The sequence below is a fragment of the Kitasatospora sp. NPDC057500 genome, from assembly GCF_042802195.1.
Taxonomy (GTDB): Bacteria; Actinomycetota; Actinomycetes; order Streptomycetales; family Streptomycetaceae; genus Kitasatospora.
On record NZ_JBHVER010000040.1, the window covers coordinates 35,565 to 46,879 of the forward strand.

At 74.2% G+C, this 11,315-nt stretch carries 9 protein-coding genes; 3 read left to right on the forward strand and 6 right to left on the reverse strand.

Features of this window, described 5'->3' with window-relative positions:
• Window positions 1-117: 117 nt before the first annotated feature.
• Complete coding sequence (locus ACFU74_RS12005; protein ID WP_380755398.1) at window positions 118-1,566, reverse strand: aldehyde dehydrogenase family protein; 1,449 nt, start codon at window positions 1,564-1,566, stop codon at window positions 118-120.
• 570 nt (window positions 1,567-2,136) lie between these two features.
• Here ACFU74_RS12005 and ACFU74_RS12010 point away from each other — a divergent pair.
• The 3 genes from ACFU74_RS12010 (at window position 2,137) to ACFU74_RS12020 (ending at window position 5,851) form a co-directional block, all read left to right on the forward strand.
• Entirely contained in the window at window positions 2,137-3,129 is a 993-nt protein-coding gene (locus ACFU74_RS12010) for a class I SAM-dependent methyltransferase (RefSeq protein ID WP_380755400.1), read from the forward strand.
• Window positions 3,130-3,308: 179 nt separating this feature from the next.
• The gene (gene lysA, locus ACFU74_RS12015) at window positions 3,309-4,727 is read left to right on the forward strand and encodes a diaminopimelate decarboxylase (RefSeq protein WP_380755402.1); all 1,419 of its coding nucleotides are present in this window, start codon (window positions 3,309-3,311) and stop codon (window positions 4,725-4,727) included.
• Between the two features lie 188 nt (window positions 4,728-4,915).
• The gene (locus ACFU74_RS12020) at window positions 4,916-5,851 is read left to right on the forward strand and encodes a LysR family transcriptional regulator (protein ID WP_380755404.1); all 936 of its coding nucleotides are present in this window, start codon (window positions 4,916-4,918) and stop codon (window positions 5,849-5,851) included.
• A 97-nt stretch (window positions 5,852-5,948) separates the two neighbouring features.
• On the opposite strand, the gene ACFU74_RS12025 is transcribed toward ACFU74_RS12020, so the two are convergent.
• Genes ACFU74_RS12025 through ACFU74_RS12045 form a run of 5 tightly spaced genes read right to left on the reverse strand, consistent with a single transcriptional unit; the run spans window position 5,949 to window position 11,239 of the window.
• On the reverse strand, window positions 5,949-6,911 hold the full coding sequence (locus tag ACFU74_RS12025) for a serine hydrolase (RefSeq protein WP_380755406.1): 963 nt from the start codon (window positions 6,909-6,911) through the stop codon (window positions 5,949-5,951).
• Window positions 6,908-8,557, reverse strand: coding sequence for an amidohydrolase family protein (locus tag ACFU74_RS12030; protein ID WP_380755408.1), 1,650 nt, complete (start codon window positions 8,555-8,557; stop codon window positions 6,908-6,910). Before ACFU74_RS12030 ends, ACFU74_RS12025 begins: the two co-directional genes overlap by 4 nt.
• Before the next feature lie 8 nt (window positions 8,558-8,565).
• Window positions 8,566-9,327: an amino acid ABC transporter ATP-binding protein gene (locus ACFU74_RS12035; protein ID WP_380755416.1), complete on the reverse strand. Its 762-nt coding sequence runs from the start codon at window positions 9,325-9,327 to the stop codon at window positions 8,566-8,568.
• A gap of 20 nt (window positions 9,328-9,347) precedes the next feature.
• Window positions 9,348-10,352, reverse strand: coding sequence for an amino acid ABC transporter permease (locus ACFU74_RS12040; RefSeq protein ID WP_380755410.1), 1,005 nt, complete (start codon window positions 10,350-10,352; stop codon window positions 9,348-9,350).
• Window positions 10,349-11,239, reverse strand: a complete 891-nt coding sequence (locus ACFU74_RS12045) for an ABC transporter substrate-binding protein (protein WP_380755412.1) — start codon at window positions 11,237-11,239, stop codon at window positions 10,349-10,351. Before ACFU74_RS12045 ends, ACFU74_RS12040 begins: the two co-directional genes overlap by 4 nt.
• Between the last annotated feature and the right edge of the window lie 76 nt (window positions 11,240-11,315).

Here is an 11,315-nt window from a genome sequence, read left to right on the forward strand (position 1 = left end):
GCGGGGTGCGGGTGCGCGCGCCGGGCCGCCACCCCCCGGCGGGGCCCGCGGCGGTGTCAGGGCCGGTGCCGGTGGCGGTGTCAGGGCCGGTGCCGTGCAGGCTCCTGGGGCGAGGCGTCAGTACTGGAGCGACTTGGTCTGGAGGTACTCCTCCAGGCCGTACCGGCCCAGCTCGCGGCCGAGGCCCGAGTTCTTGTAGCCCCCGAACGGCGCCAGCGGGTTGAAGCGGCCGCCGTTGAGGTCGACCTGCCCGGCGTCCAGTCGGCGGGCGAAGCGGGCGGCGGTCTCGGTGTCGGCCGCCCAGACCCCGGCGGCCAGGCCGTACTCGGTGGCGTTGGCCAACTCGGCGGCGTGGTCCTCGTCGTCGTACGCCAGGATCGCCAGCACCGGCCCGAACACCTCCTCGCGGGCCACCGTCATACCGGGGGTGACGTCGGCGAGCACGGTCGGGCGGACGTAGAAGCCGGTGCCGAGGCCGTCCGGGGCGTCGGCACCGCCCGCCACCAGGCGCGCGCCCTCGGCGAGCGCGCCCGTGATGTAGCCGCGCACCCGCTCGCGCTGGCGGGCGCTGACCACCGGCCCGATCCTGGTCCCCGGGTCCTTCGGGTCGCCCGGGACGTACTTGTCGGCCGCCTTCGAGGCGAGCGCCACCGCCTCGTCGTACTGGTCGCGGTGGACCAGCAGCCGGGTCCAGGCGCTGCAGGTCTGGCCGGCGTTGGTGAACACGTTGGCGACGTTGACGTTCACCGCGCGGGCCAGGTCGGCGCCCGGCAGCACCACGTTGGCGGACTTGCCGCCCAGCTCCAGGGACACCCGCTTGATGCCGCGTCCGGCGGCCTCGGCGACCGTCCGCCCGACCGCCGTCGAGCCGGTGAACGACACCACGTCCACGTCCGGGTGGCCGGCCAGCGCCGCGCCGGCCACCGCGCCGGTGCCGGTCACCAGGTTGAACACCCCGGCGGGGAAGCCCGCCGCGTCGACCAGCCGGGCGAACAGCCGGGCCACCAGCGGGGTGTCCTCGGCCGGCTTGAGGACCACCGGGCAGCCGGCCGCCAGCGCGGGCACCACTTTGGCGGCGATCTGGTGCAGCGGGTAGTTCCACGGCGTGATCGCCGCGACCACCCCGGCCGGCTCGGCGTGCACCACCGAGTTGCCGATCCGCTCCTCGAACGGGTAGCCGGCCAGCAGTTCCAGGTAGGTATCGGTGATCGTCAGCGGCAGCGTGGCCTGCACGGCGGTGGCGAAGCCGATCGGCGCGCCCAGCTCGGCCGTCACGGTGGCGGCGATCTCCTCCTGGTGGGCGGCCAGGCCGTCGCGCAGCCGGGTCAGCGGGACCAGCCGCTCGGCGGCGGTGGTCGCGCCCCAGGCGCGGGCCGCCCGGCGGGCCGCCGCCACGGCGGCGTCGACGTCCGCCGCGCCGCCGGCCGGGACGGTCGCGAGCACGCGCTCGGTCGCCGGGTCGAGCACCGGGATCGACCCCTCGTCCAGCGCGGGCCGCCAGGCGCCGTCGACATACTGATCGGTGTACTCGGCGTACCCCTCGGCCCGCTCGCTCTCGCCCGCCATGTGCTGCCCTCTCCTGCCGGTTCCGCTGGTCCTCGCGCCCCCCGCCGGCCCTTCGTACAGCCGGCCCCGGGGCCAGTCAACGGGGCGCGCCCCGGGGGACGCAAGGTCCGGTGGGAGCACCACCGGGGCGCGCCGCGGCGCCGCTCGCGGCCCTCGTCAGCCATCCGGAGCAGTCTCGGGGGGAAGCGGGGGGACTCACGCCGGGGCCTGCCGGTTCAGCGAAGATCCTCTTCCGCGGCGATGGCAAATCCGCTGAGGCGGCGGCAATATGGACGAAGCGGTCCACCGTTCCGGGGCGGACCGCGGTCAAGTACGCGCACATAGTGCCGGGCCGCGAAATCCTTTCTCGGAACTTCGTCCAAGTTCGCTCGGAAGCCGGTAGATTGCGGCGAACTCGGCTGCGTAGGACTACGGTTGGCGGCAGGTCGCGTCCTGTCCACGTGCCCGAGGCTTCACCCCGCCCGGGCTCAGGGACCGACGAGGACCGTCGCCGGCCGCCGGGGCGGGCGGGCCCCTCAGAGCCCGGAGGAAAGCCCCCATGGTCGTTCGTACCGTCTTAGGAGCCGCTTCGTGACCGACGCCGCACTTGGAACCGACCAGCAGGAGCCGGCCGTTCTGGATGACGTGCCGGGGTGGTTCTGGGACCACGACCGCCATCTCTTCGACTGGTTCCTCGGGCGCCAGGAGAAAGCGGGATTCTCCGGGGACCTCATGGAAATGGGGGCCTACCTGGGCCGCAGCGCGATCGTCATCGGGGCGCACCTCCAGGCGGGCGAGACCTTCACGGTCTGCGACCTGTTCGACTCGGACGCACCGGACGACGAGAACGCCGCCGAGATGGACATGTCCTACCGCAAGACGCTGACCCGCACCGCCTTCGAGACCAACTACCTCTCCTTCCACGACCGGCTGCCGGAGATCATCCAGGCCCCCACCTCGGTCCTGGCCGACGGCCGCATCCCGGCGGGCGGGTTCCGGTTCATCCACATCGACGCCTCGCACCTCTACGAGCACGTGGCCGGCGACCTCCAGGTGGCCAGGACGGCGCTCGCGCCGGAGGGCGTCGTGGTGCTGGACGACTACCGCTCCGCGCACACCCCGGGCGTCGCCGCCGCCACCTGGGAGGCGGTCTTCAACCACGGCCTGCGGCCCGTCGTGCTCACCGACACCAAGTTCTACGGCACTTGGGGCGACCCGGAGCCCGCCCAGCTCGACCTGCTGGCCCGCCGGGGCACCCTGCCGGACTGCTCCATCACCAATGAGACGCTCGCCTCGCACCGGGTGGTCCGGATCGACGGCAGCTCCGACGGCGCCGAGCCGTTCCGGGTCTCCCGCCACCACGACCGGCTGGCCGCCGAGGCGGCGCGCCGCGAGCAGACGCAGGCCACCGAGGACGCCCTGCGCGCCGCCGAGCGCGAGCGCGACGAGGCCGTCCGCGACCTCGCCGCGCGCCGCGCCCGTGCCGCCGAGCGCCGCCGCCCGGCCAATGTCGCCAAGCGGGCGGTCGGCGACCTGCTGCCGCCGGTGGTCACCTCCGCCATCCGCCGCGCCCGTCGCGGCTGATCCGTCCCGCCGGCCGTGCACCCCCGTTGCCGGGGTGCGCGGCCGGCGTGTTGCCGCCGGTGGCGCCGCTCCGGGCGGAGCATCGAAACCGGTACCGCTCAGGGCCGGAAGAATGCGCTTTTCCGACTCCTCCCACCCGGCCGAGGATGGCAGGCGAACCAGCCCGCCGGGAGGAATCCGTGTCGCCTGTCTCGCCCGCCGCCCAGTCGCCCCTCGCCGCCTCGCCCGGCGCCCTGCCCGCCCTGCCGGTGGAGCCGCCTATGGACGAACCGCCCGTGGACGAGCCGCCCGCGGAACCGCCCGTGGACGCCGGACTGCTGCCGCTCACCGCCGGGACGGGCCCCGCCGGGCTCGCCGTCGGCGGCGTGGCGCTGACCGAACTCGCCCGCCGTTTCGGCACCCCGCTCTTCGTCTACGACGAGGAGCACCTGCGCCGCCGCTGCCGAGAGGCCGTCGCCGCCTTCGGCCCGGACAACGTCGCCTACGCCTCCAAGGCCTTCCTCTGCACCGCGATGGCCCGGCTCGCCGCCGAGGAGGGCCTGCTGCTCGACGTCGCCTCCGGCGGCGAACTGCGCACCGCCCTGCACGCCGGGGTCTCCCCCGGGCGGATCGTGCTGCACGGCAACAACAAGAGCGACGCCGAACTGCGCACCGCCCTCACCGCGGGCCTGCGGCACGTCGTCGTCGACAGCTTCGACGAGCTGGACCGGATCGAGCGCCTGGTCGCCGAGGAGGGCCTGCCGCCGGCCCGGGTCCAGCTGCGGGTGGCACCTGGGGTCGCGGCGGGCGCCCACGAGGCGATCCAGACCGGTGGACACGACTCCAAGTTCGGCTTCGGGCTGCTGGACGGCGCCGCCGAGGCCGCCGTCCGCCGGGCCGCCGCCTCGTCGGCGGTCCACCTGGAGGGCGTCCACGCCCACGTCGGCTCGCAGGTCCTGGACCCGGCCGAACTCGCCGACGGCGCCGCCGCCGTGGCCCGGTTCGCGGTGGACAGCGGGGTGGCCCGGCTGACCGTCGGCGGCGGCCTCGGCGTGGCGTACCTGGCCGGCCAGAGCGCGCCGTCCTTCGCCGTGTGGGCGGACCGGGTGCGGGCGGCCGTCCGCGGGGCCGGCTGGACCGGGGAGGTCGGCGTCGAACCGGGGCGCTCGATCACCGCGCGCGCCGGGCTGACCCTCTACCGGGTGGGCACGGTCAAGCGGATAGCGGGCGTGCGGACGTATGTGAGCGTCGACGGCGGGATGAGCGACAACCTCCGCCCCGCCCTGTACGGCGCGCGCTACGAGGCGTTCCTGCCGCGCTGCCCCGAGGAGCCCCGACCGCTGCGCGCCCGGCTGGTCGGCAAGCACTGCGAGAGCGGGGACGTCATCATCGACGACGCCGCCCTCCCGGCCGGCCTGCGGATCGGCGATGTGCTCGCCACCCCGGTCACCGGCGCATACGGGTACGCGATGGCGTCGAACTACAACAAGCTGCCGCGCCCGGCCGTGGTCTTCGTCCGCGACGGCGAGGCCCGGGTGGTGGTGCGCCGGGAGACCGAGGAGGACCTGCTCCGCCTCGACGTCGTCCCCGCCGCTTCGCGCCAGGCCGTCGACGCCTGAGGCATCGACGCCTGACCGTTCGGCCGAATATGTCGACCGGTCTACCTATTCACCTAAATAGGTAGACCGGTCTACTTCTTCGCTACGGTGAATATGCAGATCGGTCTACTGAATCGAGAAGAATCGACCGACCGGTCTACAGACCCGCCCTCCGCCCCTGACCAGCCACGATGACCTACCCTGGCCCGATGCTGAACAGCGCCCGTCTGCTCGTCCTGCTGGAGATCGCCCGCCGGGGCACCATCGTGGCCGCGGCGCAGGCGCTGCACCTGAGCCCGTCCGCCGTCTCCCACCAGCTCGCCCGCCTCGAACAGGAGCTGGGCGTCGCGCTGGTCGAGCGCCAGCCGCAGTCCCTGCGGCTGACCCCGGCCGGCGTCCGGCTGGCCGAGCACGCCCAGGCGATCGCCGACCTGATGGCCGTCGCCCAGGACGACCTGCGCGCCCACTCCGAGGGCACGGCGGGCGTGCTGCGGCTCGGCTTCTTCGCCTCGGCGGGCCTCGACCTGCTGCCCCGGGCGCTCACCGCCTTCTCGGCCCGGCACCCGCAGGTCGAACTCGAACTCATCATGGGCCAGCCGCACGAACTGCTCCCCGACCTGGAGGCCGGCCGGCTGGACGCGGCGGTGGTCTTCGAGCACCCGCTCGACCCGTGGATCCGCCAGGCCGCCCGCCAGGGCGTGGCCGAGGTGGAACTCTACTTCGACGAACCGCAGTTGGTGGTCGTGCCGCTGCGCCACCGGCTCGGCCGGCGGACCCTGGTCCGGCTCGCCGAGCTCGACGGCGAGAGCTGGATCGGCACCCACGGCGGCTCCACCGGCGAGCCGGTGCTGGAACGCGCCTGCGCCGCCGAGGGGTTCCGCCCCCGGGTGCGCTGCCGCAGCGACCACTACCAGGTGACGATCAACCTCGCCCGGGCCGGTATGGGCGTCGCGCTGATCCCGGCCCTCGGCCTGGCCGACAGCGCCGGTGTGCACGTCTGCCGGCTGGACCACCCGCAGCTGCACCGCCGGATCGGCGTGGCCACCCGGGCCACCAACCGCAACCCGGCCGTCCGGGCGTTCCTCGGCGAACTGCGGGCGGCCGCCGGGGAGGTCAGGTCACTGCTCGAACTGCAGTGGTCCTGACCACCCCGGCGGCCGCTCACCGCCGTGCCCCGGGCGCCCACCGAGCTGCCCGCTCCGCTGAGCTGCCCGCCCTGCTCCGCTGAGCTGCCCGCTCCGCTCAGCCGCCCGCCTGCCGCAGCAGCGCGCAGGTCGCCGGCTCGCCGCGCAGCGCGCCCGCCGCGAGCGCCCGTCCGACCTCGCGGATGGCGTGCACCGCCGCCCGCTCCGTGCTGGGCCCGAGCGCCACGTCCCAGTGCGCGATCACCGCGTAGGCCACCCGCCGGGTGCCGATCAGCACCCCGGCGTCGGCCCGCACCCCGGTGTCGGTCCCGGTCTTGTTGGCGACCAGCAGCCCGCCGGGCAGCGGATCGGGGAAGCACTCCGCGTACGGGTCGTGCTGGACCAGCGCCGGCACCAGCCCGTGGTCGGTGTTGGAGCGCATCCACGCCAGCAGCCGCGCCGACGCGCCGGGCGTGACCAGGTCGCCCCGGACGGCCAGCGCGACCAGCCGCGCGAGGTCCCGGGCGGTCCCGGTGGCGAACACCGGCGGCATACCGGGCCCGCGGACGTCGCGGACCCGGTCGTGCAGGGTGAGCCGGTCCAGTCCGAGGTTCCGGGCCAACCGCTCGGTGGCGGGCAGGCCGACGGTCCGCAGCAGCGCGTTGGTCGCCGTGTTGTCGCTGACCGAGGCGGTCAGCCAGGCCAGGTCCTCGACGGTCCAGCCGCACCCGTCCGCGCCGTCACGCACGCCGCCGTCACCCGCGCCCGCGCGTCCGCGCGAGAGCCGCCGCAGCAGCCCGGTGCCGCCAGTCACGTCCCCGTCCTCGATCGGCACCACCGCGTCCGCCCGCAGCTCCCCGGCGTCCAGCCGGCGTGCCACCTCGGCGAGCAGCAGCAGCTTGGACGCGCTGGCGACCGGCAGCACCACCGTGTCGTCCACCCCGACCGAGCCGCCCCCGCCGCTCCCGTCCGATCCGGCCGTCAGCTCCGCGTCCGCGTCCACGTCCACCGCCGCGACCGCCAGGGTCAGCGGCAGTGCGGCCGCCGACCTCGCGGCGGCCGCCACCTGTGCCAGGATCATCGGACCCGTACCACCTCTCCGGCCCGGGCGTCCGTCGGCCGCCCGTCACGCACCGCGACCTGCCCGGCGACCACCACGGCCGCCACCCCCCGCGGCGGCAGCAGCGGCCGCTCGAAGGTGGCCGCGTCCCGGACGGCGTCCGGGTCCAGTACCACCAGGTCCGCCACCGCGCCGTCGCGGACCACTCCGCGCCCGGCGAGCCGGAACCGCGCCGCCGGCAGCCCGGTCATCTTGTGCACCGCGTCCTCCAGCGGCAGCAGACCCTCGTCCCGGCCGTAGTGGCCGAGCACCCGGGCGAAGCTGCCCGCCCAGCGCGGGTGCGGCTTCCCGGGCTTGGGCACGCCATCCGAGCCGATCATCGACAGCGGACTGGCCAGCACCCGGCGGACATCGTCCTCGCGCATCGAGTGGCTGATGATGGTCACCTCCCCCTGTGAGTCGAGCAGCAGGTCGCAGACGTAGTCGACCGGGTCGACGCCGTCCGCGGCCGCGAGCTCCGCGATCCGGTGGCCCTCCGCCGCGCGGCGGGCCGGGGCGGCGGCGACCGCGATGAGGTCCCAGCCGCCGTTGCCGACGGTGTTCTCCCAGCCGTCCACCCCGCCCGCGATGTCCGCCCGGATCCGCTCGCGCACCTCGGGGCGGCGCAGCCGCTCCAGCAGCGCGCCGATCCCGCCCTCGCTGGCCCACGGCGGCAGCATCGCGTGCAACACCGTGCTGCCCGCCGTGTAGGGGTAGACGTCGCACAGGACGTCCAGGCCGTCCGCGCGGGCCTGTTCGAGCCGGGGGAGGGTGCGCAGCGTGGCGCCCCAGGCGTGCCGGCCGGCGGTCTTGTGGTGGGAGACCTGGAGCGGCGCGCCGGAGCGTACGGCGATCTCCAGCGCCTCCTCCAGGGCCTTCTCCACCTGGGACATCTCGTCCCGCAGATGGGTGACGTACGGCTTGCCGTGCCGGGCCGCGACGCGGGCCAGCGCGACGATCTCGTCGGTGTCGGCGTAGGTGCCGGGCGGGTAGATCAGGCCGGTGGAGAACCCGGCCGCGCCCTGGGCGAGGGCGCGGTCGAGCAGTCCGCACATCGCGTCCAGCTCCTCGGGCCGGGGCGGCCGGTCGGCGAAGCCCATCACCCCGGCGCGCAGCGTGCCGTGGCCGACCAGCGAGGCGAGGTGGTTGCGCCGCAGTTCGGGCCGCTGGGCGGCGGCGAAGGCGGCGAAGTCCTCGGCGGGGCCGACCGGGCCGATGCCGAAGGTGACCCGCAGGTGCTCGGCCAGCTCCGGCAGCCGCTCGGGCAGGCAGGGGAAGAGGCTGCTGCCGCAGTTGCCGCTGATCTCGGTGGTCACGCCCTGGAGGAGCGGGGCGAGCCGCAGCTCCTCCAGGGCGGCCCACGCGGTGTCCCCGGGGACGGCGCCGCCGGCCGGGTCCGGCTCCCCGACGGCGGCCAGCGCGTCGGAGTGCGTGTGCACGTCGATGAACCCGGGGGCGACGACCAGCCCGGCGGCGTCGAGGACCGGCACCGAGCGGTCGCCGGCCCCGTCCGCGCCGGACCCGGGCGCCAGCACGGTGACCCGCCCTCCCGCCACCGCGAGGTCGGCGGGCCGCGCCGGCGCCCCGGTGCCGTCCACCAGCAGGCCGCCGCGCACAAGGAGTTCCACGCCCGCCATCACAGCACCGTCGCCAGGAAGGCCCGGGTGCGCTCGTGGCGCGGGGCGGTGAACACCTCGTCGGGGCGGCCGGCCTCGACGACCGCGCCCTGGTCCATGAAGACGACCCGGTCGGCGACCTCGCGGGCGAACCCCATCTCATGGGTGACGACGATCATCGTCATCCCGCTGCGGGCCAGGTCGCGCATCACGCCCAACACCTCCCCGACGAGTTCGGGGTCGAGCGCCGAGGTGGGCTCGTCGAAGAGCATCAGGGTCGGCTCCATGGCCAGCGCCCGGGCGATCGCGACCCGCTGCTGCTGGCCGCCGGAGAGCTGGCCCGGGTAGTGGTCGGCGCGGTCGGCGAGGCCGACCCGGTCCAGCAGCTCGCGGGCCTGCCGCTCGGCCGCGGCCCGGCTGCGGCCCTGGACGGCGACCGGTCCCTCCATCACGTTCTGCACCGCCGTGCGGTGCGGGAAGAGGTGGAACCGCTGGAACACCATGCCGATCCGCTCGCGCTGGCGCTGGATGTCCTTGGGCCGCCGCTCGCGCAGCGTGGTCCCGCCGGAGCCGGCCGGCTCGTAGCCGATCAGCTCGCCGTTGACGGCGATCCGCCCGGCGTCGATCTTCTCCAGGTGGTTGAAGCAGCGCAGCAGGGTGGACTTGCCGGAGCCGGAGGGCCCGATCACGCAGAGCACCTCCCCGCACCGCACCTCCAGGTCGATCCCGCGCAGCACCTCCAGATCGCCGAACCGCTTGCGCACGCCGCGCGCCGAGAGGATCACCTCGTCCGTCGCCACCGTCACTTCCCCGCCCCCTTCTTCCTCGGGTCCGTCTTCCTCACGTCCGTCTTCCTCGCGCCGGGCCGCAGGTTGCGCAGCACCCGCTGCCCGAGCGCGGGGCGCGCCGTCTGCGCCCCGGGGCTGAACTTCCGCTCCACGGCGTGCTGCGCGACGCTCGCGATGGTGGTCAGCACCAGGTACCAGATCGACGCCACCACCAGCAGGGCGATGACCTCGAAGTTCGCCAGGTACAGGTGCTGGGAGACCGTCATCAGGTCGGCGCCCGCGATGACCGAGACCAGCGAGGTGGTCTTCAGCATCGAGATGAACTGGTTCCCGAACGGCGGGATGATCACCCGCATCGCCTGCGGCAGCACCACCCGGACGAGGATCTGCCGGTTGGACATGCCGAGGGCCGCCGCGGCCTCCCGCTGCCCGGGGTCGACGCTCTGGATGCCGGCCCGGACGATCTCCGACATGTAGGCGCCCTCGTTGATCGACAGGCCCAGCAGCGCCGCCACGAAGCCGGTGATCAGCGCGTTGGTCTGCCAGCTGACCAGCTTCGGCCCGTCGAACGGGATGCCGATGCTGATCTCGGGGATCAGCAGCGCGAGGTTGAACCAGAAGATCAGCTGAACCAGCAGCGGCGTCCCCCGGAAGAACCAGGTGTACGCGCCGGAGGTGGCCCGCAGCACCGGGCTGTCCGACAGCTGCATCACCGCCGCCAGCACGCCGATCACGATGCCGACCACCTGCGAGATCAGGGTCAGCTGGACGGTGACCCACAGACCTTCCAGGATCACGCCGTCGAACTGGTACTTCGCGATGACGTCCCAGTGCAGGTTGGGGTTGACGATGATGGTGTAGGCCAGCCAGACCGCCACGAACGCGGCCACCAGCACGGCCGCCCACCGTCCGGGCCGGGGCCGCCCGGTCACCCGCAGCGCGAGGTCCTCCTCGGCCGCCTTCGCCACGGTGGCGGTCGCCGTGGCGCCTCTCATGCCGTCGCCCGTCACCGCGCTCACTGCCCGACCGTGTTGACGGTGGCCTTGGTGACCGCGCTGCCGCCGACCTCGTACTTGTCGAGCACCGTGCGGTACTCGCCCGAGTCGATCAGCTCCTGGAGCGCCCGCTGCACCGCGTCGCGCAGCCCGCTCTCCTTCTTCGCCACCGCGATGCCCCACGGCGCCGTCCCGTACTGCTCCGGCAGCACCTGGTAGGCGGTGTTCTTCTGGGCGAACATCTGCGCCACCGGGTAGTCCACGATGGTGGCGACGGCCCGCCCGCTGTCCAGCTGGAGCAGCCCGGTCGGCGCGTCCTCGCTCTGCGAGATGGTCATCTTCTCGGCGCACTTGGTGTTCTGCTGCTCGCCGATCTCCAGGTTGGAGCTGCCCTTGGCGAGTACCACCTGCTTGCCGCAGAGGTCCTCCAGGGACTTGATGCCCTGGGGGTTGTCCTTGGTGGTCATGACGACCCCGCCGGTGCGGAAGTAGTCGACGAAGTCGACGGCCTGGCGGCGCTGCTCGCTGTCGGTCATCGAGGACATCACCAGGTCGAACCGGCCGGCCTGGAGGCCCGGGATCAGCCCGTCGAACGAGGCGTTGGTCATCTCCAGCTTCAGTCCGAGCTTGGCCGCGACCGCCGCGGCGAGGTCCGGGTCGACGCCGGTCAGCTCGGTGGTGCCCGGCTTGTACATCTCCATCGGCGGGTACCCTACGGCGGTCGCCACTCTCAGCACGCCGGCCTGCTTGTACTTGCCCGGCAGCAGCTCGGCCGAGCTCTTCCCGGCGGTGTCCCCGGCGGCCGCACCCGGTGCGGCGGCCGAACCCTGGTCGGAACGCCCGCAGGCGGTGGCGGCCAGGGCCACCAGCGCGAGCGCGGCCAGACAACGCAGAGGACGGGGGCGGTTCATCGGCATCTCCCTCGGGCGGTGACGGTCCGCCGATGCTGGCAGCCGCTCCCAGCTGAATGGAAGATGATGAAACTAT

Coding starts and splice junctions, on each gene's coding strand:
- ACFU74_RS12045 (WP_380755412.1), bottom strand. CDS start 11,239: ATGAACCGCCCCCGTCCTCTGCGTTGTCTGGCCGCGCTCGCGCTGGTG.
- ACFU74_RS12025 (WP_380755406.1), bottom strand. CDS start 6,911: ATGATCCTGGCACAGGTGGCGGCCGCCGCGAGGTCGGCGGCCGCACTG.
- ACFU74_RS12005 (WP_380755398.1), bottom strand. CDS start 1,566: ATGGCGGGCGAGAGCGAGCGGGCCGAGGGGTACGCCGAGTACACCGAT.
- ACFU74_RS12020 (WP_380755404.1), top strand. CDS start 4,916: ATGCTGAACAGCGCCCGTCTGCTCGTCCTGCTGGAGATCGCCCGCCGG.